The following is a 22,094-nucleotide window of genomic DNA, read 5'->3' on the forward strand; positions in this document are numbered from 1 at the left end:
CGGAATGCCGTGGCTCACGACCAGGATGGGGGCCGTACGAGCCCCGTTGACGATCTCTGCCAAGCTCTGACATGAATGGACCAAGAAGGACGTCAGCTGACAGCGGGCCGGCAGATTTGACAATTTCTGCCACTCCGCTCGCAACGCGTTGCGATGATCGCAGGCATGACGTGGCGGAGCCCACTGGGCGAGCACGAGGACGCCTTGGTGATCCTCCGTTCTCGCCTGGGAGACCTGTATCTGCGGGCGGGCGAACCGAGCTTTCGTACATTGGCCTCCCAGACGCACGCCATGAGTCACACGACCGCACATGCGGTGATCCGCTGCAAGAAGTTGCCGCGGTGGAACAACCTGGAACTCGTCGTCGAAGCGCTCGACGGCGACGTCCGGACCTTCCACGCCCTGTGGCTGGCCGCCCGAGCCGAGCGGAAGGAGCCGGCACCCGCTCCTGAGCCCGATCTCGTGAGCCCTGTGCGGCAGGACGAGGAGCGGCGCTGTCGGCCCACAGTGCGGATCGGCGACCGCACCCTCACCGTGGTGAGAGACATCGCCTTCCACCCGGACAAGGATCTGCTGGCCGGCGCGGGCGATGACAAAGCCGTACGCCTGTGGGACGCGACCACGGGACAGGCACGCGGCGAGCCGCTCACCGGCCACACCGCCGTGATCCGGGCCCTGGCGTTCCACCCTGACGGACACCTGCTGGTCAGCGCTGGTGACGACGCGACGGTTCGGCGGTGGGACGCGGAGAACGGACGGCCGGTGGGCAGCCCGCTGCTCGGTCACAGCAATGCCGTCATGGCACTGGCGTTCCACCCGGAGGGACGTCCGCTGGCCAGCGCGGGTGACGACAAAGCCGTACGCCTGTGGGACGCGACCACGGGTGAGGCACGCGGCGAGCCGCTCACCGGCCACACCGCCGGTTTGTGCGCGCTGGCGTTCCATCCGGACGGCCACCTGCTGGCCAGCGCCGGCTACGACAGAACCGTACGGCTCTGGGATGCCCTGGCTCGGCGGCCGGTGCGCGCGCCGCTGACCGACCATCCGGCGGTCCTGCGAGCGCTGGCGTTCCACCCCGACGGACATCTGCTGGCCAGCGCCGGCTACGACGGCACCGTACGCCTGTGGAACACGAGGACCTGGCGGACCGAGGGCGCCCCGCTCACGGCCAGGACCGCCCGGATCGTCGCAGTGGCGTTCCATCCGGACGGGCACCTGCTGGCCTGCGCCGATCGCGACGAGGGTGTGTTCCTGTGGGATGTCTCCACAGGGCAGCAGGTTGGCGGCCCGCTCGTCCCCCATGTCGGTCCCGTCAGAGCAGTCGCCTTCCACCCGGACGGCGTGCTCCTGGCCAGTGCCGGCAACGATTCGGTACAGCTGTGGAAGAGCGATCCGCCGGAGGCCGAGCAGCCGCTGCGTCAGCGGATCACGGGCTTGCGGGCTCGCCTGAGGGCCGTACGACGCGAGCGCGACGAGCTGGCGGCGCTGGTCGAACGACTCACCACCGCTGACCGACCGCGTCCTGCCGAGCGAGCTGTCGCCGCCCCCGTCACGAGGCATGTCCTGGCCGGCCACACTCCGCTGCGGGCGGTGGCCTTCCAGCCAGGTGGAGACCTGGTAGCCGCGGGAGGCTACGACACGGTGGTGCGGTTGTGGGACGTAGACACGGCTCAGTCGACCGGTCGTCCCCTGTTGGGGGCCACCGGCCCTGTCAGAGCGTTGGCGTTCTCCCCTGACGGGACGGTACTGGCCGCCTCCAGCGACGACGGGATGGTGCGGTTGTGGGACACCGCCAGCGGACGGCAGGTGGGCGATCCGCTCACCGGTCATACCGATGCCGTCATGGCGCTGGCCTTCCACCCGGACGGCATGGTGCTGGCCAGCGCAGGCTTCGACAAGAGGGTGCTGTTGTGGGACCCGGCCGGCGGGCGACCGCTGGGCGACCCGCTGACCGGTCACACCGCTCCCGTCCGAGCCGTGGCCTTCCACCGAGACGGAGCCTTGCTGGCCAGCGCGGGCGACGACCGAACTGTGCGGTTGTGGGACAAGGAAACGGGACAACCGGTAGGCGGCCCGCTCACCGGCCATACGGCCGATATCCGCGCGATGGCCTTCAACCCCGAAGGAACGTTGCTGGCCGGCGCCGACCTCGACGGAACGGTGCGGTTGTGGGACCCCACCAGCGGACGGCAGGTGGGCGATCCGCTCATCGGTCACAGCGATGCCGTCATGGCGCTGGCCTTCCAACCCGGCGGGAGTCTGCTGGCAACCGCGAGCGACGACAGAACGCTGCGGTTGTGGGACACGGAAACGAGGCAGCGGGTGGGCGGCCCGCTCACCGGCCATACCGCTGACGTCCGGGCAGTGGCCTTCCGCCTGGACGGGACATTGCTGGCCAGCGCCGGCAGCGACCACACCGTACGGCTGTGGGAAGTGCCCGGTACCCAAGAGCGGCAGTGACGCCGACGCCGGGCCGCAGGGACCACAGTGTGACGAGCGGCGACGCCTAACGCTGTTCGCCTTGCGGACATTCGTCCGAAAAGGCTCCCCGACGAGACCTTGACACGTGTGCGGGGGCAGATCATGCTGAGGCCAGCTCGCGTGCGACCGCTGTACGGACGAATGTCCGGTGGTCCCGTCCAGCCTCTGCCCCCCAGCTCAGAGGAGCGCTGAATGAGCAGCACCACCGGGCATTCCCCGGGCGACACCTCCCCCACGACCTCCCTGACGAAGACCTCGATCGCGATCGGGTTCGCGGTGCTGTGCGCCTCGTACATGCTCAACGCGATGGACCGGCAGATCTTCTATCCGCTCCTGCCCGAGATCCGTGCCGAGCTGGGTTTCTCCCTCGAACAGGGCGGGCTGCTCGCCACCGGGTTCACGCTGGGGCTGGCGCTCGCCGGACCGCCGGCCGGTTATCTGGCCGACCGGCTCTCCCGCAAGGCGATCATCCTGGTCAGCGTGCTGGTCTACTCCGTCGGCACGCTCGCGATCCCGCTGGCCGTCGGGTTCGCGGACATGAGCGTCTACCGGCTGGTGTCCGGGATCGGCGAGGGCGTCCAGGCCACCGCGCTGTACGCGGCGATCGGGGCGTTCTTCTTCCACCGGCGCGCGCTGGCGGCGGGCGTCGTGGGGGTCGCGTTCGGGCTGGGCGTGTTCCTCGGGCCGCTCATCGGGTCCGAGCTCGCCGAGGGCTGGGGGACGTGGCGGGCGCCGTTCTTCGTGTTCGCCTCCGCGGGTCTCCTGATGAGCCTGCTCATCGCGGTCACCGTGTCGCGCAACATGACCGAGGCCGTCACCGGCGCCGCCGCCCCGGCCGCGGGGACGTACGACCACGTGCCGGCGTCCCCGTACAACCGCAACACTCTGGGCGTGGGGATCGCCTGTGCGGTGTCCGGGCTGGTGTTCTACGGGTACCTGGGGCTGTACCCGACGTTCCTTCGCGAAGCGCTCGCTTTCACCGCGGACCAGGCGGCCTTCGCGGTGTCCATGGGCGGTCTGGGCGCCATGATGGCCCTGCCCGCCGGATGGCTCGGCGACCGGATGAACCAGGCCCGTCTCCTCATGCTCGCGATGGTCGCCACCGCCGTGACCGCGTACCTGATGTACCGGGTCGCCACCACGCCCTCGGCGCAGTACGTGCTCTCCTTCCTGATGGGGACGTTCGCCAGCGGCTTCCTGTTCACCAACTGCTCCACGGCCATGCAGCGCGCCGTACGCCCGGAGAGTGTGGGCCGCGGCGCAGGGCTGTTCATGTTCACCTACTACGTCGCCGCCGCGTTCTCCGGGCTGCTGTTCGCCCGCCTGGTGGGCTCACTCGGCTGGGGCGGCGCCGGCCTCTGGCAGCTCACCCTTCTGCCCGTCGTCGGCATCCTCGGCCTGCTCCTGGTCGACCCCTCGAAGATGGTGGTCAAGAGGTGACGGGCAGCAGGCCGCGTTCGGCGAAGACCTTCTTGGCGACGAACGTGGCGTTCAGTGACCGGGGCATGCCGCAGTAGACGGCGGCGTGCAGCAGCGCCTCGACGACCTCCGCGGGGCTGAGGCCCACGTTCAGCGCGGCCTTGATGTGCACCTCCAGCTGGGGTTCGCAGCCGCCGAGCGCGGTCAGCACGCCGAGCGTGACCAGCTGGCGGTCGCGCGGGGGCAGGTTCTCTCGGGCGTACATCTCGCCGTACGCCCAGGAGACGATCTGGTTGCCGAGTGCGGGAGAGACGTCGTCCAGGGAGTCGATGACCTGCTGCCCGGTCTCGCCGTTGACCTGCTGGAGCAGTTCCAGTCCGCGTTCGTACGTTTCGTCGGCGTTCATGTGTCCTCCAGGAGGCGCTCGTAGTGGTCGATCTTGTCGTCCAGCGCGCGGCCGCTGACCTGCAGGCCGTGGATCCGCCGGTGGAGGCGGACGCGATGCTCGCGGAGCATGGCCAGCCGGTCGGCGGTGGTGGCCGCGCCGTTGCGGCGCAGCTCGGCGAAGCGCTGCATGTCGGCGATCGACATGCCGGTGTCGCGCAGGCGCAGCAGGAAGTCGATCCAGTTCATGTCGGCGGCGGCGTACCGGCGCCTTCCGGACGTGGACCTGCCGACGGGGCTGATCAGCCCGGCCTTCTCGTAGTAGCGGAGGGTGTCGGGGGACAGCCCCGTCCGTCCCGCCACTTCGGTGATGCTGAGCGTTTCCGCTGGTAGCGGCGTGGCGCTGGTCATGAGAAGAACAGTAGGAGTTGGAGTGCACTCCACCGCAAACCGGCCCCAACGGGAGCGCGGTGCGGACGGGGGCAGGGCGGCGAGGTCGGTGGCGGCGTCGGGCACGCCGGTGTCGAGGGCCTGGCGGTAGAGGTCGGCGGCTTCGACCGGGGTGCGCCGACCGTCGGCCAGGCGGGGCCCGGGACAGGGAACGGGACGGCGTCGCGCAGGGCGTGAGGGAAGGCGGCGAACTCGAAGGCGATCAGGCGGGCCTCGGGATCGTCCGCGTGGAGGAGGACGTTGCCGGCCTCCAGGTCGCCGTCACTGAGCACCAGGAACGGCGACCGGACTGAGACGACCGGACTGAGACGGCCGGACGACTCAGTGGCCGGGTGCCCTTTCGGTGTCGTGGACGCGGGCGAGGCTGCCGAAGCGGTGGACGGCCTGGTAGTACGACCAGGCGATGCCGCGGCAGGTCGCCTCTCGGACTCCCCTGACGCGGGCGCAGACGGCGCGCATGTCGACGAGGAAGGCGCTGTCGACGCGCGCCTTGTGCTCGGCGAACAGGCCCACGTTCCGGTAGTTGCGGTACCCGAAGTCGTGCCGCCGGCAGGGCATGCGGAAGTCGAAGGTGAGCGGCATGTCGAGGCTGCCGGAGCACAGGTCGCTGGTCCAGTCGAAGCCGAAGTCGGTGAGGGCGGCCCGCTGTCGCCAGGCGGCGCGCCAGGTGATGGCGCTGGAGGTGGTGGGCTGGGTCAGCACCGCCAGCGCGGCGAGCTTCTGCTCCGTCGTCACCACCCGCGCCTGCGACTCGGTCGCGTGGGCGGGCGGCGCGATGACGGCCGTGGTGATCAGAGCGGCGGAGGCCAGCGCGGCGCGGGATCGTCCCACCATGAGAAACCTGCTTCGTGTGCCGGGAACCTGTCTCGGCCAGCTTCGCCCGGCTCCCCCGCCACACGGCCGAATGCCGCGTAATGCCGGAGCAGGTGTCCTCCAACGATTTCGTCTCAGGGCCAGGCGAAGGCCAGGACGACCTTTGTCCTCTCCGTTCGGCATATTTCACAACAAAGGCGGGCGTACGCGGCCGGTTGCGGGCTACTGCGCAGGACGTACGCGAGGAGACGGGACACCCGACAGGGGCGTAGCCGAAGGGCCGCCCACGGGGCGATGCCGGGAAGGGCGCGGCGGACGACGCTGGTCATGCAGGCAACCGGTCCAGGCGGACAACTGGACACGACAGGAAAGAAGGCACGTCATGAACGCCGCGTACACCAAGATGATCTCGACCGTCACCGACTGGCTGGCCCGTCACAGCGTCGACGCCCTGCGCGTCAGCGTGGGCCTGGTCTTTCTCGCGTTCGGCAGCCTGAAGCTCTTCCCGGGCGTCAGCCCGGCGGAAGGGCTGGCCGTGGGGACGCTGGAACGGCTGACGTTCGGCGTCGTGTCCGGGGGCGCCGCGCTGCTCGTGGTGGCGGTCCTGGAGGTGGTGATCGGCCTCACGCTGGTCACCGGGCGCTTCCTCAAGACGGGGCTGGTGCTGATGGCGGGCGCCATGGTCGGGTTCCTGGCGCCGCTGGCGCTGTTCTTCACCGACATGTTCCCCGGCGGGCCGCCCACCTTGGAGGCTCAGTACATCCTCAAGGACATCGTGCTGGCCACGGCGGCCATGGTGATCGCCGCCCGCGCCCTCGGCGCCCGGATGGTGGCGGCCCGTGAAGCCGTGTAAAGCCCGCCGCGAGGCCCGCTCCTCAGAGCAGGGTCTCGCGGCGGTTCGCGGCCTCCTCCCGGAGGTCGGCGAGGAACGCGCCGGTGTGGCCGTGCGGCCGCGGGTCGCCGGTGCGCCGGCCGTAGAGGATCCAGCAGCTGTGGATGCCCGACAGGAGGTTCTCCACCAGGTCGGGAGCCGGGCGGGCGGGGTTGAGCGACGTGATCGGCAGGTAGACGGTGTCGAGACTGAGGTCGAGGTCGTGGTGGTCGGCGTGTGCCTTGGCGATGAGCTCTTCGGCCGCGTCGATGCGGCGTTTGGCCGCCCTGATGCCGTACAGGTGGCCTTCGGCGACGTGCAGGGTGTGGCGGATCAGCGGCATGACGGCCTGGCGGGGCGCCGCGCCCGCGCTCATCACGCCGATGACCTCGGCGCAGCTGTCCTGGGCGAGGGCCTTGAAGCGATCGGCCTTCGCGACGGTCTGCACGGGTTGCAGGCCGGTACGGCGAGCGGTGACGGCGGCCGCCGCGTGCAGCCAGTGGGCGGCGGCGATGGCCGCGGCGGTGGGCTCGACCTGCGTGATCAGCGCTTCGGTGCCGAACGGCTGCCGGTGGAGCAGGGTGTCGGCCTGGGCCACCTGCAGCGGCGAGGCGTCCTCGCGGCTGAGGGTGACGGCCTGCTGGGCGCGCGCGGACAGGTCGCCGAGCTCGGCGTGCTCGACGGCGAGCAGCTCGTGGCCGATCTCGGCGGTCACGTCGGCGACGAGCCGCGGCAGGTCGATGGCGTGCAGGACGCGTCCGACGCGGTGGGCGGCCTGCTCGATCCGGGTGGCGGAGGACGGCGCGTCGGGCGTGGACAGCGCGGGCAGGACGCCGGCGAACGCGTCGCGTTCCCGCTGCCGGTGCCAGCCGACGCTGTGGGGGCCGTGCTGGTCGGCGGCGCTGGCCGGGTGGGTGTAGCAGCGCCAGCAGGTCTGCGACAGGTGGGTCAGGCACGAGGCCAGGTGCAGGGCGTCGCGGGTGGCGGGGAGCTCGGCCACGTTGGTGGCGATGTCGCCGATCCCGGTGCTCCAGTGCGCGACGAGGGTGTTGCGTGCCGGGTCGACGGCATACCGGGTCACGGAAGCTCCTCGAAACAGGGGTTGCCCTCAGGATGCTGGATCCGTGGAGGCCGTGGAGGGCGATCGCCGCTGTTGCGGTCACCGACCAGGGCTTTTGTACGAAATGCCGGGTAAATTCTCGCGGGCGTGGACGTACGCGTATGCGCCTGAGCGCACCGGCCATGGCGGTCCGGGCCGGCCGGCCGCACGATAGGGGCATGTTGATCCTCGCTCTGGTCACCCTCGTGCTGCACGGCGCCCTGGCGGGCCTGTTTTATGCTTTCTCCATGTCGGTCATGCCGGGCCTGAACGCGGTCGAGCCCGCTCAGGCCGAGGCGGCGATGCGGAGCGTCAACCGGAAGATCCTCAACCCGTGGCTCTTCGTCGTGTTCATCGGCTCGCCGCTGGCCGCGCTGGCCGCCGGGCTGCTCGCGGACGCTCCGGCGGCGTGGTGGTTCTTCGCCGCCGCCGGGGTCAACGCCATCGGTTCGTTCCTGTTCACGGTCGCGATCAACGTGCCGATGAACAACGCGCTCGACGCCGGCACGATGGCGTGGAAGGACTACTCGCCCCGGTGGACCACGCGGAACACCGTGCGCACGGTCGCCTGCCTGGCGAGCCTCGTCCTCGTCGGGGTCGCTCTGACGCAGCTGTGAGCCACCGCGAGGCGTCCTCCGCCGGGGATGGGCTCGCCCCGCTCGTCCAGCAGCTTCTCGTACGTCTCAGCTCTCGCCCGGTACGAGGATGCCGCGGCCCTGCAGCCGGCCGTTGTCGAGGTCGTCCATGGCCTCGTTGACCGCGTCGAGCGGATACGTCCTGGTGTGCAGGCGCACCTTGCCCTGCGCGGCCAGGGCCATCAGCTCGTCCAGGTCGTTGTAGGAGCCGACCAGGTTGCCGATGACGTTGATCTCGCTGGAGATGATGTCGATCGTCGGGATCTCCACCCGGCCACCGTAGCCGATCACGAAGTACGAGCCCGCGCGGCGCAACATCGCCACCCCTTCGCGCTCGGCCCCGCCCTCGCCGACGAAGTCCAGCACCACGTGGGCGCCCTGGCCGCCGGTGAGGTCGGCGACCGCGTCGACCTGGCCGCCGTCGGCGAGCACGGTGTGCGCGGCCCCGAGCTCCTTGACCAGGCTCAGCGCGGCCGGTGAGCGGTCCACGACGATGACCTCGGCCGGGGTCATGGCGGCCAGGCACTGCACGCCGATGTGGCCGAGCCCGCCGGCGCCGATCACGACGACGCGGGTGCCGGGGTAGAGCAGCGGCACCGCCTTGCGTACCGCGTGGTAGGCGGTCAGGCCCGCGTCGGCGAGCGCGGCGACGTCGGCGGGACGCAGGCTCTCGTCGAGCTTGACGACGGAGCGGGCGCTGGTGAGCAGCAGCTCGGCCATGCCGCCGTCGGTGTCGATGCCGGGGAAACGCTGGTTCGCGCAGTGCACGTCGTCGCCCGCCCGGCACGCCCGGCACAGGCCGCACGTGACGATCGGGTGCAGGATCACCGCGTCGCCCGGCCGGACGTTCGTCACAGCCGGGCCGATCTCGCGGACCCAGCCGGCGTTCTCGTGCCCGATCGTGTACGGCAGGCGCACGCCGGACTTCTCCGCCCACTGCCCCTCGACGATGTGCAGGTCCGTACGGCACAGCCCGGCTCCGCCGATCTCGACCAGCACGTCCAGCGGCCCTCGCACCTCCGGCTCCGGAACGTCCTCGACGACCGGACGCTTGGTGTACTCGTGCAGACGTACGGCTTTCATCGCCACTCCCTGGCCCGCGAAAGACTCTCTTTCGATCGTTGGTTCGGCCGGCGGCGACGGTCAACCCCGAAATCTCATAACACGGTAATTTCGGGCTGATTGCAGCTTCAGTCGGAGAAGTGTTCTTTGGGAATGACGCCGTGCACACCGGTCGTCCGGTCCACCACCTGCGACACCTCGAAGTTCACCGCCGCCGAAAGGTAGGCGTACGCGACGGCCCGGTCCATGCCCTGGTCCTGCTCCAGGAAGTCGAGCGCGTTCACCACCGCCCGCCGCATGGCGGTGTCGAGGTCACCGCCCTGGCCGTCGAGCGAGCCGTCGGGGTCGGACAGGCCGATCGGCAACCACGCCTCCGGCGTCTCCCCGAACGGATAGCGGAAGGCCACCTCCGGCGCGTCGCCGGACCCCGGCCTGCACACGCTGAGCCGGAACGTCACCCGCAACGACCCCTCCATCGCGGTCAGCGCCGCCTCGCCGCCGCCCATCGCGTGGTGCGGGTCGCCGGTGTAGAAGAGCGCGCCGTCGGCGAACACCGGCAGGTAGAACGTCGCGCCCGCGCCGAGCAGGTTGATGTCGATGTTGCCGCCGCCGAGGGTGGGCGGGATGGAGTTGAGCGCCGGGTCAGTGGGCCCGCTCCCCCGCGTGAACGCGACGCCCATCATGCCCATGAACGGCCGCAGCGGGAACGTCACCTCGCCGCGCCTGCCGCGCTTCATCACGCCGCTCGCCAGCCCTCGGCGGCCCCGCCGTACCGGGGTGAACACCGACACGTTGCCGTATCTGAGCGGGTCTCCGGTGGGGCGTCCGTCGGTGGCCACCGGGGGCATGACCTCGTCGAGGGTGATGCCGTCGGGCGCGCCGCCGCCCGCCGTGCGGGCCAGCGCGCCCTTGCCGTGACGGCTCGACACGACCCCGTACGGGACGCGCGGCACGAGCGAGAGGATCTCGACCTTCAGGACGTCGCCGGGGCGCGCGCCCTCGACGGCGATCGGTCCCGTCACGACGTGCGGGCCGTCCACGTCGAAGTCGCGGGGCGTACGGGCGTAGTCGCGGGCGATCGCGACGGCGTCCTGGAGCACGTCCGTGCGGCGCACGCCGTGCTCGCCGAAGTACGCGACCGGGTCGCGGCCCTGGTCCTCCAGGATGCCCTCGTGCGAGACAGAGTCGACCGTGACCGTCTCACCCGAGCGCACCCGCAGCACCGGGCGGGCGTCCAGCGCGGGGACGTAACCCCACGTGACCTGCTCGGGCGTCGAGGGCAGGTAGTGCCTGCCGGGGATCGGGCCCTTGCGGGGCTGCAGGATCTCCCGGGGAAGCGTCACCGGCGGGGTCGCGGCGGCGGCGCGCGCGCCGAGTAACGTCCCGCCGGCTCCGGTGACGACCGCGGCCGCCCGCAGGAAGTTCCGCCGCCCGAGTCCGGTGATCAGCGCGTCCCGTACGCCGGCGGGGCTTTTCGGCTTTCTCATGACACTCTCCCTCTGGCTCTTGCGGGCAGGTCGTCCTCGATCATGAACGACGCGCGTTACGACCGCGTTTCACCCGCCATGCGCAGCTCTGCGCACGCCAAGCGGCAGTCAGGGACGTCCGTCACCCGTCCTGCTGCTCGTGCTCACCCTGCCCGCCGCCGCCTGCGCCGTCGAGGGACGGGCGGCCTCCTCGCCCGCCTCCCCTGAGGCGGCCCCGCCGGCGCCGGCCGGCGTCGTGTCCGAGAAGGAGGCGCAGACCGTCCTCGACCAATGGGAGAAGGCGAGGGCGGCGGCCGTGCGCAAGGGCGGCACGGACTGGAGCCCGGCGGAGGCCGGCATGGCCGCCGAGATCACCACGGCGCAGTCCAAGGTGAACAAGATGATCGGCGAGCGCGTGGGCGGCACCCGCGAGCCCATTGTGAAGCCGCGCTTCGCCATCCCGGCGAGGGCCTCCGGCGAGCCCTGGTTCATGGCCGACTTCGCCCGCAAGGGCTCCTCCACGCGCTACCAGGGCATCTACCGCAAGACACCCGCCGGCTGGCGCCTGGTCGCCATGTCCGTCACCGCCGGCGAGTCCCGGCCGCCCGCCGTCGCCCGCGACCGGAACGGGCTCGCCACCGCGGTGGCCGCGGGCGACGGTGACGGACTCATCGCCTCGCCGCGGCGCATCGCCCAGGCCCACGCCCGCGTGGAGGGCACGTTGGGCGAGAACCGTGACGTCCGGCGGCTGTTCGCCGCCGACTCCCACGCCAGGCGGGACGCCGACGCCCTCCGCGACCAGCGCGCGCAGTTGGCACGCGGCAGGTGGACCACGACCGTGCGCACCGAGGTCGCGCCGGAGATCTACGCGCTCAGGACGTCCGCCGGCGGCGCCCTGGTCTGGTACGGCCTGCGGACCCGGCAGACCTTCACCGCGCGCCCCGGCAGCACGCAGACGCTGGGCTTCAAGGAAGCGGAGACCGCCGCCCTCAGTCACGGAAAGCGCTTCACCCGCGAAGCGGTCTACACCTCGGCCGCCCTCTACCTCGCCGTGGTGCCACGCTCACCGGGTCTCGTCCGCGTCCCCACCGCGTGGCACACCGAAGTCGCCGTCACCGGCTCATGAGCGGAGTGGAAGGATCAGAGGGTCAGTCTGATTCGAAAGGCATCTGAGATGGCTCCGAACATCGCGACCGCACGCCGGGTCGAACTGCCCGAACTGCTCGACTTCCTCCGTCCCCGGCACCACGGCCTGCTGTCCACCGCGCGCGCGGACGGCCGCCCCCAGCTGTCACCGGTCACCTGCGGTGTCGACGAGGACGGGCGGATCGTGGTGTCCACCTATCCCGACCGGGCCAAGGCCCGCAACGCCCGTCGTGACGACCGCGTGTCGATCTGCGTCCTGTCGGACGACTTCAACGGCCCCTACGTCCAGGTCGACGGGCGTGCGGAGGTGCTCGACATGCCGGAGGCGCTCGACGGGCTGGTGGACTACTACCGCTGCATCGCCGGCGAGCACCCCGACTGGGACGAGTACCGCGAGGCCATGCGCCGCCAGGACAAGTCGCTGATCCGCCTGCACATCGACCGTTGGGGCCCGATCGCGACGGGCGGTTTCCCCGCCCGCCTGGTCAACGACTGAACGCTCACAGGTGCGAGAGCACCGCCTGGGTGAACTCCTCGGTGCCCGCCGTGCCGCCCAGGTCGCGGGTGCGCACGTCGCCCTTGGCCAGCACCGCCGCGATGGCCGCGACGATCTCCTCGGCCGCCTGCGGATGCCCGAGGTGCTCGACCATCAGGGCGGCCGACCAGATCGCGCCGATCGGGTTGGCCACGCCGCGGCCCGCGATGTCGGGCGCGGAGCCGTGCACCGGCTCGAACATGGACGGGAACTCGCGCTCCGGGTTGAGGTTGCCCGACGGGGCGATGCCGATGCTGCCCGCGACCGCGGCGGCCAGGTCGCTGAGGATGTCGCCGAACAGGTTGGAGCCGACGATCACGTCGAAGCGGCCGGGGTCCAGGACGAGCTTGGCGCACAGCGCGTCGATGTGCTCCTGGTCCCACCGCACCCCCGGGTGCTCGGCGGCGCGTTCCCTGACGAGCTCGTCCCAGAACGGCATGGTGTGGACGATGCCGTTCGACTTGGTGGCCGAGGTGAGGTGGCCGCCGCGGCGGGCGGCGAGGCCGAAGGCGTAGTCGAGCACCCGCGTGACACCCGCCCGGGTGAACACCGACTCCTGCACCGCCATCTCCTCCGGGAAACCTCGGCTCATCCGGCCGCCGATCTCGCTGTATTCGCCCTCGGTGTTCTCCCGGACGACCACGAGGTCGATCCGGCTCCGTACGGGGCTGTCCAGGCCCTCGAAGAGGCGGACGGGCCGGAGGTTGACGTACTGGCGGAAAGCGCGGCGGATCGGGATGAGCAGCCCCCACAGGGAGACGTGGTCGGGCACCCCGGGCGCGCCCACCGCGCCGAGGAAGATCGCGTCGTGGCCGCTCAGCCGCTCCAGCCCGTCAGGGGGCATCATGGCGCCCTCGCGGCGGTAGCGCTCGCACGACCAGTCGTACTCGGTGAAGCCGAACCCGAAGCCGTGGCGCCGGCCTGCCGCTTGAGCGACCTGCAGGGCCGCCGGGGTGACCTCGAGCCCGATGCCGTCGCCGGGGATCACCGCGATGTCATGCGTCGTCATGCTGTCGATTCAACCGGGAGCCCGCCGAAAGGTCCAAGACGGGCGGGCGATCTCCTCCATGCGCCAGGAACACGGCCGTCGCGCCCGTGTCGAAGCCGCCGTGACCGACGACGGCAAGGAGACGCCCGGGCTGGCCGCTGCAGGCTCCTTATGAGTGACTTTCCTGACACCCATAGTTAACTGGTCCTGGACCTCCGCGTCATCCTGATCCTGTAGGGCGGCCACGACATGAGGAGCAGACCATGAACTCCGCCGGCCCGAGGACAGACGTCGACCAGGCCCTGCTGGGCCACGCCACCTACCGCAGCCTCGGCGAGCAGAAACTGAGCCCCGCCGAAGAGCGCTTCGAGAAGGGACGGCGCACGACCGGCATGTGGCTGGCGCCGCTCGTCACGGTCGTCTTCGCCCTGCTGCCGATCGGCATGCCCGCCCAGCAGCAGACACTGGCGGCCGTGCTGCTCGGCGTCATCGTGTTGTGGATCACGGAGCCGGTGCCCATCCCCGTCGGCGGGCTCATCGGCGTCGGCATGATCGTGGTGCTCGGGGTGGTGTCGGCGACGGACGCGCTGGCGCCGTTCGGCTCTTCCACGATCTTCACCTTCATCGGGGCGTTCATCCTGGCGCAGGCGATGCTCAAACACGGCCTCGCGCGCCGCTTCGCCTTCCGCATCCTGTCCCTGCCCGGCGTGGGGCGCTCGACGGTCCGGCTCGTCGTGGCGTTCGGCCTCATCACCGGCCTGCTGTCGGCGTTCGTCTCCAACACCGCGACCGTGGCCATGCTGCTGCCGACGGCGCTCGGCATGCTCGCCGTCATCGCCAAGCTGCTGCAGGACCGCGGGATGGTCGCGCCCGACTTCAACCCGCTGCGGCTGCGGGTCGGCGCCGCGCTCGTCCTCATGCTCGCGTACGGCGCCAGCGTCGGCGGCCTGCTCACGCCCGTCGGCAGCCCGCCGAACCTGATCGGGCGCGGCCTCATCGAGGAGGCGACCGGCCGGCGCATCTCGTTCGCGCAGTGGATGGTGACCGCGCTGCCGATCTGCGCGCTCATGTTCGTCGCGCTCGCCGCCGTGCTGCTGCTGCTCAACCGGCCGGAGATCCGCCGCATCGAGGGCGTCGAGGAGTACGTGCGCACCGAGCGGGCCACGCTCGGCAGGCTGTCGCGGGCCGAGAAGAACACGCTCGTCGCGTTCTCCGTCACCGTGTTCCTGTGGATCTTCCCCGGCGTGGTCGCGGTGTTCGCCGGCACCGACTCCGCCCTCTACACCACCGTCAGCGGCCGGCTCAACGAGGGCATCGTGGCCGTGCTGGGGGCGTCCCTGCTGTTCCTGCTGCCGACCGACTGGGGCAGGCGCGACTTCACGCTCAACTGGAGCGACGCCGCCCGCATCGACTGGGGGACGATCGTGCTGTTCGGCACCGGCATCATCTTCGGCTCGCTGCTGGAGGACACCGGGCTGGCCGAGACCATCGGCTCCTCGGCCGCGTCGGCGCTGGGGCTGAGCAGCGTGTTCGCGATCACGGCGTTCGCCGTGGCGCTGGCGGTGGTGGTGTCGGAGACCACCAGCAACACGGCCTCGGCCGCGGTGGTGGTGCCGATCGTCATCCCGATCGCGATGGCGGCGGGGGTCAACCCGTTCGTGCCGGCGCTGGCGGCGACGTTCGCGGCGTCGTTCGGGTTCATGCTGCCGGTCTCGACCCCGCAGAACGCCATCGCGTACGGCTCCGGCGTCGTGCCGATCACCAAGATGATCCGCTCGGGGGTGAGCTTCGACGTGCTCGGCGCGATCCTCATCGTCGTGCTCCTGCCGGTCCTCGTCACCCTCACCGGCATCGGCGGCTGAGCGGTCAGCCCGTCGCCCCGCCCCGCCGGGGCAGCCACCTGCCGAGCCACCTCACGGCGGCCACCCGGCGTCCGTGCCTGCGCCACCAGACGCGGGCCCACAGCAGGTCGGGGACGACGATGATCGCGAGCACCACGAGGGCGTCGGCGACCCCCGCCACGTCCTCCGCCGCCAGCAGGCTTTCGACCGCCCGCACGACCAGCGTGAGCATCAGCGGCACGGTCACCAGGACGGCGACCGCCAGGCAGACGACCGTGCCGACGGCCTGGAGCACCGCGTAGACCCGCACGCTGCGCCTCTCCCGCGGCGGCAGCGCGGCCAGGCTGCCGCGCCGGCCGCGCAGCAGGTGGCGTACGTACGCGGCGCCGTCGCCGTACAGGTTCCGGCAGCCGGTCAGGTCCTGCAGCAGGAAGTACAGGTCGGTACGCATGAACACGAGCAGCTGGCCGGCCACGCGGACGAGCTGGATGAGGATGACCAGCGAGGTGAGCGGGTGCGGGCCCGCGACGTACGCCCACACCACCGCGACCCCGCACAGCGCCAGGTCGAGGACCGTTCCCGACAGGTAGACGACGACGCGCACCCGCCTCGGGGCCGGCCACACGCCCGAGACGTCGGTCTGCGCCACCAGGAACTGCAGGCGCGTGCCGAGGCTCATCCGCGCGGGCACCCCGGCGGCGCGGGCGGTGACCAGGTGGGCCAGCTCGTGCAGGCCGATCGTCAGCCACAGGATCGCCGCCCACGTCAGCAGGACGACCGTGCCGGTGTCGCTCCAGAAGGCCGCCTCCCAGTCCGGGAAGATCGACGGGCGCAGCGCCAGGCAGACGGCTCCGGCCGCGATCGGCACCGCCAGGGCCAGGTGGAGCGCGGGGCTGAGCGTCCAGCGCAGGTGCCGGGGGCGCAGCCACGGCAGGCTGGGCCGCAGCGGCGGCGGGCTCGGCACCGGGCGTCCGCCGACCTCCGCCACCAGGCCGGCCTCCGACAGGGCGGCGACGAAGTCCGCGACGTCGAGGTCGGCTCCGGTCTCCCGCAGCAGGCGGGCCTCGACCTCCTCGACGTCCATCCCGTCCTGCAGCAGGCGGATCGCCCGCAGCCCCTCCTCGGGGACGGCCACGAAGTCGCCCGAGTCCACCCGCCCGACGATCCACTCGTCGCCGTCCCGGCGGACGCCGAGGGGATGGAAGGCGACGGTCAAGCCGCCCTCGTCCGCGTGCGGTAGGCGCGCAGGTCCTCGCCCTGCTCGAACAGGCCGGCCAGGACGGGGACGCAGGGCTCGATCACCTCACGATCGGTGATCCGGCGCGCGCCGGTGTGCCGGCCCGTCTCGTCGTAGAGCACCTCGTAGACCAGCTCCGGCCCGAACAGCACCAGCTCCGGCACCGGCCCGGCGCTCTCGTACGACCGCACCGCCGAGGCGGGCACCACCCGGCTGTTCTCGCCCTCCTCGGCCCGCATCGCCAGCAGCTCCAGCTCCCACCGCAGGTAAGGGGTGAGCGGCTCCTCGATGACCCTGATCCGCCGGAAATCCATCCGGCCCGGATTGTCTTCGCGGAAACCGGGGCGCATCTGCTCGGCCAGCTCGACCGCACGGTCCCAGTCGCCCGCGACCATCGCCAGATAGCTCGGCAAATCACCCTCGTCGAAATGCTGGGCGCGCTCGAGTTTCCACACGATCCCGCTCGTGGCCTCGAACTCGCGGGCGAAATCGGCGCCGTAATCCGCCGCGTCCATTGTTTTGGCGGGCACGGATCGCAAGCGATTCAGAACATCGTTCATCTGGTCTCCTGAAAGTGCGGGCAGGTCGCCCTGCCCGCACGAGAATCAGTTGGAGCTGCCGCCACTGGGCTGCGACCAGCCGGTGGTTTCGATCTTGTCAAGCCTGCGGACGGCGATCTTCTTCCGCGGCTTCTTGTCCTGCTGCGGCTGGGGCTCAGGTGCGGGGCTGCTGCTCATGGAACTCCTTACTGATGGAGTCAACAACGGTCAGCGGAAGAATATGATCGTTCAGCCCTTTGATCAAGAACAGAATTCGCAATCCGCTCTTGACGGGTAACGGGCGTACACGTGTTCGTCCGGGTCAAAGAGGGTGAGCCCGTGAAAATATCCGGGCGGTGTGACCATGAGCCCGGTTATGAGCGCGACCACATCATGGGCCACCAACTGACCGGAAATTCCGGCCGACGCCCCGGTGACCCCCGGCCAGGCGTAATCGGCTCCCGGTCGCGGCGGTATGCCGGCGCGTACACACTCGAAACACGGGCCGCCGGGGCCGAACACGCCCACGCTGACGAGCGGCCCGTCGTAGCCGCCGCTCACCCAGGGGATCCCGGCCACGGAGCAGACGCGGTTGGCCCAGGTACGGATCCCGCCGGGTTCGCGCGGGTGGTCGGCGCAGAGCGCGAGCACGTCGAAGCCGTCGACCAGCCGGGCCAGCCCCGCGGGGCCGTCCACGCGCGCGGCCGACGCGGTGACCTCGATCTCGGAGTTCACCGCCCGCAGCCGGTCGGCCGCCACCTCCGCCTTCGGCCTGCCGACGTCCGCCTCCGTGTAGAGGACCTGCCGGTTGAGGTTGGACAGCTCCACGACGTCGGGATCGACGAGGTGGAGGCGGCCGACACCCGAGGCCGCGAGCGACCAGGCCACGTGGCTCCCGGTGCCGCCCAGGCCGAGCACCAGGACGCCGGCGTTCTTGAGCCGCACCTGTGGTTCCCAGCCGTGGTCGCGGGGCGTCACGTCCACCCAGCGGAAGTAGTCGCGGCTGCGACTGTAACGTTCCTTCTCCCGCTCGCTCAGCGCCTCGCACGGCCCGGGAGCGGCCTCCTCCACATGCCCGGACCCGATCAACGTGGCGACGACCTCATCGGCCTCTTCCGCCGACAGGCCCGCGCAACGGGACCGCAGCTCGGCGGCGATCTCCGCGGGCGAGCGGGTGCCGTCCATGAGCGTCAACGCCGCCCAAGCCCACCCATCGGCGTCCGCGATCTCGGACGCGATCCCGTACAGCACACCGCCCAGCCGGACGCTCCCATCGCCGAGCCGGTGCGGGGCGTGCTCGGGTTTGACGCGAGGTAAGCGCATCCCCCGATGCTCAACACCGACGCCCCGCCCGTCAAGATCGGATCCACGCCCCATCGTCCCGCCCTCCGGCGCCGCCCTTCGACCAGCCGCCCGTCGACCAGCCGCCCGTCGATCAGCCGCCGGAGAAGGCCGTCAGTCGCCGCCGACCTGGACGAAGCCGGTGCCGGCGCGGTAGTTGGGGGACTGGTGGCGGAAGTAGGTGTTGTAGACCTCGCAGTAGCGCCCGCCGCGGGACAGCAGCGTCTGGTGGTCGCCCTCCTCCACGATGCGCCCGTGGTCGAGCACGATGATGCGGTCGACGTGCTCGATCGTGGACAGGCGGTGGGCGATGACGATCGACGTGCGGCCGGCCAGCACCACGTCGAGGCCCTCCTGGATCTGCGCCTCGGTCAGCGGGTCGACGCTGGCCGTGGCCTCGTCGAGCACGACGATGGCCGGGTCCTGGACGAGCAGCCGGGCCAGCGCCACGAGCTGCCGCTGCCCCATCGACAGGGCGCGGCCGTGCTCGCCGACGTCGGTCTCCAGGCCGTTCGGCAGGGCCTCGACCCAGTCGCCGCCGCCGACGGCCGCCGCGGCCGCCCGCACGTCGTCGTCGCTCGCGTCGGGGCGGGGGTAGCGGATGTTGTCGGCGACCGTGCCGCTGAACAGGAAGGGCGCCTGCGGCACCGCGCCGATCTGACGGCGGTAGGAGGTCAGGTCGAGGGTGCGGATGTCGCGCCCGTCGATCAGCAGGCTGCCCGCCTGGAACTCGTAGAAGCGGGTGATGAGCTTGCCGAGCGTGGACTTGCCCGCGCCCGTGTGGCCCACGAGGGCCACCGACTCGCCGGCCTCGATGGCCAGGCCGAAGTCGCGCAGCACGGGGTGGTCGGCGTCGTAGCCGAAGGTGAGGCCGCGGAACTCGATGCGGCCGGCCAGCCGACCGCACTCCTGGGAGTCGGTCTGCACCACCCGCGGCGGGGCGTCGATCAGCGCGAAGACCCGCTCGGAGGCCGACAGCCCCTGCTGGAACTGCGACCAGAACGCGGCGATGGACGTCAGCGGCATCCAGAACATCGCCACGCCCTGCAGGAACAGGTACCAGTCGCCGGCCGAGAGCCCGCTGCCGAGCACCGCCACGCCGCCGAACTGCACCAGCGCGACCGTGGCGAGCCCGGCCACCAGGAACAGCACCGGGAAGATGGCGGAGAAGACGAAGCCCTGCCGCAGCGTCACCTGGTAGCTCTGCCGGTTGATCGGCCGGAACTCGTCGTAGACCTGCCCCTCCTGGCGGAAGTTCTTCGCCACGGCGATACCGCCCATGGTCTCCTGCAGGTTGGCGTTGACCCGGCTGAGCGAGCGCTGCGCCCGCCGCGTGCTGAGCCTGGCCAGCCGACGGAAGACCAGCGCCAGGCCCACCACGATGGGCGCCACCAGCAGCGTCAGCAGCGCCAGCTCGACGCTGCGGGCGAACAGCAGGGCGGTGACGAAGCCGACCATCAGCACCTGGCTGATGAGGTCCATCGTCAGGGTGGAGACGGTGGCGAAGTCGTCGGTGTCGGACGTCACCCGGCTGACGATCTTGCCGGACGGCGTCTCGTCGTAGAAGGACAGGTCGCGCGCCAGCACGGCGTCGAAGGCGTCCTCGCGCAGCCGCAGCACCACGTCACCGGTGACCTGGGCGCTGTGTTTCTGCCGGATGTAGTTGAACACCCACGACACCGCGCCGGTGACGAGCACCGCGAGGACGAGCAGCGGGCCCACCTCGCCGATGGTGCCGTCGGCGATCGCGTCGACCGCGACGCTGACCAGCGTCGGGATGGCCGCCTGGCTCGCCGACACCAGCACGATCATGGCGGCGACCAGCAGCATCGCGCCGAGCTTGGGCCGGAAGTAGGACATGATCCGGCGCAGCAGGTCGCGGTCGTCATAGGTGCGGTCGTAGTCCTCGGCGTCGAGGCCGTCCATGATGAAGCCCATCAGCGCACCCCTCCCTGCTCGTTCGCCAGCACGGGCCCCTCCTCGACGGGGCCCAGCCCGGCCTCGTCGTAGTGGGCGAACACCCGCCGGTAGAGGCGGCTGCGCGCGATCAGCTCGTCGTGGGTGCCGAAGTCGGCCACCTGGCCGCGCCGCAGCAGCAGCACCTTGTCGGCCCAGCGGATCTGCGAGAGCCGGTGGGTGATCAGCAGCGTCGTGCGCCCCTCCTGGATGCGCTCGATGGCCTGCTGGATCTTGTCTTCGGTCGCGGAGTCGATCGCGCTGGTGGAGTCGTCGAGCACGAGGATCGCGGGGTCGGTGAGCAGCGCCCGCGCGATGGCCAGGCGCTGCCGCTGCCCGCCCGACAGCGTGACGCCGCGCTCGCCGATGACGGTGTCGTAGCCGTCGTCGAGCTCGGCGATGAACTCGGCGGCCTGCGCGTCCTCCGCCGCCCTGACCACGGCCTCGCGGTCGGCCCGCTGGCCCATGCTGAAGCCGATGTTCTCGGCCACCGAGCGGGAGAACAGCACGATGTCCTGCTCGATCGTGGAGATCTGGGAGCGCAGCGAGTCGAGGTCCCACTCGCGTACGTCGACGCCGTCGACCAGGATGCGGCCCGAGGTCACGTCGTAGATGCGCGGCACCAGCTTGGTCAGGGTGCTCTTGCCCGACCCGGTCTCGCCGACGACGGCCACCGTCTCGCCCGGCCGCACCGTGAACGACGCCCCGCGCAGCGCCGGCTCGCCGCCCTCGTCGTAGGCGAACGTGACGTCGTCGAAGACGATCTCGCCGCTGATCGGCGCGGCGTGCCCGGCGGCGGGCTGCTCGATCTCGCTGTCGGCGGTGATGATGCCGAGGATGCGGCGCGAGGAGACGATGCCGATCTGGATCAGCGAGAACGTGAAGATCGACATCTGGGTCGGGAAGCCGAGCTGCCCCATCAGGCCCATGAAGGCCACCAGCTCGCCGATGCTGATCGCCCCTGAGGCGTGCAGCGCGAGCGCGTGCCACAGCGCCGCGGCCATCGCGAACGCGAACAGCAGCGTCGGCAGGTAGCGCGCCTGCACCAGCCCGTTGCGCACGAACGAGTCGCGGTAGCGGCGGGCGCCGGCACGGAAGCGCAGCCGCTCCTGCCCCTCCTGCGCCGTCACCTTGATCACTTCGATGCCGCGCACGGCCTGGTTGAGCCCGGCGTTGAGGTCGCCGAACTCCTCCCGCATGCGCGTGGCCACCGGGTTGAGCCTGCGCATGTAGAGCCAGAGCGCGAGCACGAACACGATCGCGTAGACCCCGGGCACGAGCAGCAGGGACGGGTCGATGGCGGCCATGAAGAACAGCGGCACCAGCCCGGTCAGCCCGGAGTCGACGATGAGGTCGAGCCCGGGCGTGACCATGATGGACAGCTGGCGGATGTCATTGGCGGCCCTGGCCATCAGGTCGCCGACCCGCTGGCGGTTGTGGAACGTCTGGCTCTTGCCGAGCAGGCTCACGTAGAGCTCGTCGCGGGCGTCGCGCTCCAGCCGTTTGGCCAGCACCTCGCTCGACAGCCGCGCCACCATGTCGAGCGCCCCGCGCCCCACCACCACCGCGAGCAGCGTCAGCGAGATGGCACCGAGCAGGCCCATCGCCTGGCCGCGCTCGCCCAGCACGGCGTCGAAGGCCTCGCCGGTGAGCTGCGGCACCATGGCGTTGAGCACCGTCATCACCAGCGAGCCGCCGAGGAAGCCGAGCAGGTGGAGCGGATGGCGGCGCAGATGGGACCAGAGCCAGCGCACCGGACCACGCGGGTTGTACCGGGGGCCGGAGACGGAGAACTCCGAGCTGGTGGTAGTCACGGGCGTGGCCTCCCGGC

General features: G+C 71.1%; 20 protein-coding genes. 7 read left to right on the plus strand and 13 right to left on the minus strand.

Features of this window, described 5'->3' with window-relative positions; genetic code table 11:
• Positions 1 to 291 precede the first annotated feature (291 nt).
• A complete protein-coding gene (locus ACIBP6_RS44540) occupies positions 292 to 2,460 on the plus strand; it encodes a WD40 repeat domain-containing protein (protein ID WP_397061008.1) in 2,169 nt (722 codons plus the stop codon).
• A gap of 213 nt (positions 2,461 to 2,673) precedes the next feature.
• The gene (locus ACIBP6_RS44545; RefSeq protein WP_397061009.1) at positions 2,674 to 3,921 is read left to right on the plus strand and encodes an MFS transporter; all 1,248 of its coding nucleotides are present in this window, start codon (positions 2,674 to 2,676) and stop codon (positions 3,919 to 3,921) included.
• On the opposite strand, the gene ACIBP6_RS44550 is transcribed toward ACIBP6_RS44545, so the two are convergent.
• The 3 genes from ACIBP6_RS44550 to ACIBP6_RS44560 form a co-directional block, all read right to left on the minus strand.
• Positions 3,911 to 4,306 carry a carboxymuconolactone decarboxylase family protein gene (locus ACIBP6_RS44550; protein WP_397061011.1) on the minus strand — a complete coding sequence of 132 codons (396 nt, stop codon included), beginning with the start codon at positions 4,304 to 4,306 and terminating at the stop codon, positions 3,911 to 3,913. The two genes, ACIBP6_RS44545 and ACIBP6_RS44550, sit on opposite strands and share 11 nt — an antisense overlap.
• On the minus strand, positions 4,303 to 4,695 hold the full coding sequence (locus ACIBP6_RS44555; protein WP_397061013.1) for a MerR family transcriptional regulator: 393 nt from the start codon (positions 4,693 to 4,695) through the stop codon (positions 4,303 to 4,305). Before ACIBP6_RS44555 ends, ACIBP6_RS44550 begins: the two co-directional genes overlap by 4 nt.
• Before the next feature lie 360 nt (positions 4,696 to 5,055).
• Positions 5,056 to 5,568, minus strand: a complete 513-nt coding sequence (locus tag ACIBP6_RS44560) for a phospholipase (RefSeq protein WP_397061015.1) — start codon at positions 5,566 to 5,568, stop codon at positions 5,056 to 5,058.
• Between the two features lie 361 nt (positions 5,569 to 5,929).
• On the opposite strand from ACIBP6_RS44560, the gene ACIBP6_RS44565 reads away from it, so the two are divergent.
• Positions 5,930 to 6,400, plus strand: coding sequence for a DoxX family protein (locus ACIBP6_RS44565; protein WP_397061016.1), 471 nt, complete (start codon positions 5,930 to 5,932; stop codon positions 6,398 to 6,400).
• A gap of 22 nt (positions 6,401 to 6,422) precedes the next feature.
• Here the strand turns inward: ACIBP6_RS44565 and ACIBP6_RS44570 are convergent, their stop codons facing one another.
• Positions 6,423 to 7,499 carry a hypothetical protein gene (locus ACIBP6_RS44570; RefSeq protein ID WP_397061018.1) on the minus strand — a complete coding sequence of 359 codons (1,077 nt, stop codon included), beginning with the start codon at positions 7,497 to 7,499 and terminating at the stop codon, positions 6,423 to 6,425.
• 197 nt (positions 7,500 to 7,696) lie between these two features.
• Here ACIBP6_RS44570 and ACIBP6_RS44575 point away from each other — a divergent pair, with 197 nt between their 5' ends.
• Positions 7,697 to 8,134, plus strand: coding sequence for a DUF1772 domain-containing protein (locus ACIBP6_RS44575; RefSeq protein WP_397061019.1), 438 nt, complete (start codon positions 7,697 to 7,699; stop codon positions 8,132 to 8,134).
• Between the two features lie 66 nt (positions 8,135 to 8,200).
• On the opposite strand, the gene ACIBP6_RS44580 is transcribed toward ACIBP6_RS44575, so the two are convergent.
• Both ACIBP6_RS44580 and ACIBP6_RS44585 read right to left on the minus strand, forming a co-directional pair.
• Complete coding sequence (locus ACIBP6_RS44580; RefSeq protein WP_397061020.1) at positions 8,201 to 9,235, minus strand: NAD(P)-dependent alcohol dehydrogenase; 1,035 nt, start codon at positions 9,233 to 9,235, stop codon at positions 8,201 to 8,203.
• A gap of 107 nt (positions 9,236 to 9,342) precedes the next feature.
• Positions 9,343 to 10,701 (minus strand): acetamidase/formamidase family protein, encoded by a 1,359-nt coding sequence (locus ACIBP6_RS44585; RefSeq protein ID WP_397061022.1) that lies wholly within the window; start codon positions 10,699 to 10,701, stop codon positions 9,343 to 9,345.
• Positions 10,702 to 10,840: 139 nt separating this feature from the next.
• On the opposite strand from ACIBP6_RS44585, the gene ACIBP6_RS44590 reads away from it, so the two are divergent.
• Together ACIBP6_RS44590 and ACIBP6_RS44595 are read left to right on the plus strand one after the other, a co-directional pair.
• A complete protein-coding gene (locus ACIBP6_RS44590) occupies positions 10,841 to 11,806 on the plus strand; it encodes a hypothetical protein (protein WP_397061024.1) in 966 nt (321 codons plus the stop codon).
• Positions 11,807 to 11,854: 48 nt separating this feature from the next.
• Positions 11,855 to 12,322 carry a PPOX class F420-dependent oxidoreductase gene (locus tag ACIBP6_RS44595; protein ID WP_397061026.1) on the plus strand — a complete coding sequence of 156 codons (468 nt, stop codon included), beginning with the start codon at positions 11,855 to 11,857 and terminating at the stop codon, positions 12,320 to 12,322.
• Positions 12,323 to 12,326: 4 nt separating this feature from the next.
• Here the strand turns inward: ACIBP6_RS44595 and ACIBP6_RS44600 are convergent, their stop codons facing one another.
• Entirely contained in the window at positions 12,327 to 13,370 is a 1,044-nt protein-coding gene (locus ACIBP6_RS44600; protein WP_397061027.1) for a tartrate dehydrogenase, read from the minus strand.
• Between the two features lie 242 nt (positions 13,371 to 13,612).
• Between ACIBP6_RS44600 and ACIBP6_RS44605 the strand changes: the two genes are divergently transcribed.
• Entirely contained in the window at positions 13,613 to 15,211 is a 1,599-nt protein-coding gene (locus ACIBP6_RS44605) for an SLC13 family permease (protein ID WP_397061029.1), read from the plus strand.
• A gap of 4 nt (positions 15,212 to 15,215) precedes the next feature.
• Here the strand turns inward: ACIBP6_RS44605 and ACIBP6_RS44610 are convergent, their stop codons facing one another.
• The 6 genes from ACIBP6_RS44610 to ACIBP6_RS44635 form a co-directional block, all read right to left on the minus strand.
• Entirely contained in the window at positions 15,216 to 16,406 is a 1,191-nt protein-coding gene (locus ACIBP6_RS44610) for a hypothetical protein (protein WP_397061030.1), read from the minus strand.
• Positions 16,403 to 16,957, minus strand: coding sequence for a DUF6879 family protein (locus tag ACIBP6_RS44615; protein WP_397061032.1), 555 nt, complete (start codon positions 16,955 to 16,957; stop codon positions 16,403 to 16,405). Before ACIBP6_RS44615 ends, ACIBP6_RS44610 begins: the two co-directional genes overlap by 4 nt.
• Positions 16,958 to 17,032: 75 nt before the next feature.
• A complete protein-coding gene (locus ACIBP6_RS44620; RefSeq protein ID WP_397061033.1) occupies positions 17,033 to 17,164 on the minus strand; it encodes a hypothetical protein in 132 nt (43 codons plus the stop codon).
• A gap of 63 nt (positions 17,165 to 17,227) precedes the next feature.
• Complete coding sequence (locus tag ACIBP6_RS44625) at positions 17,228 to 18,289, minus strand: HesA/MoeB/ThiF family protein (RefSeq protein WP_397061035.1); 1,062 nt, start codon at positions 18,287 to 18,289, stop codon at positions 17,228 to 17,230.
• A 132-nt stretch (positions 18,290 to 18,421) separates the two neighbouring features.
• Positions 18,422 to 20,245 carry an ABC transporter ATP-binding protein gene (locus ACIBP6_RS44630; protein WP_397061037.1) on the minus strand — a complete coding sequence of 608 codons (1,824 nt, stop codon included), beginning with the start codon at positions 20,243 to 20,245 and terminating at the stop codon, positions 18,422 to 18,424.
• The gene (locus tag ACIBP6_RS44635) at positions 20,245 to 22,077 is read right to left on the minus strand and encodes an ABC transporter ATP-binding protein (RefSeq protein WP_397061039.1); all 1,833 of its coding nucleotides are present in this window, start codon (positions 22,075 to 22,077) and stop codon (positions 20,245 to 20,247) included. Before ACIBP6_RS44635 ends, ACIBP6_RS44630 begins: the two co-directional genes overlap by 1 nt.
• Positions 22,078 to 22,094: the final 17 nt, after the last annotated feature.

The sequence above is a fragment of the Nonomuraea terrae genome (genome assembly GCF_044465245.1).
Taxonomy (GTDB): Bacteria; Actinomycetota; Actinomycetes; order Streptosporangiales; family Streptosporangiaceae; genus Nonomuraea; species Nonomuraea terrae.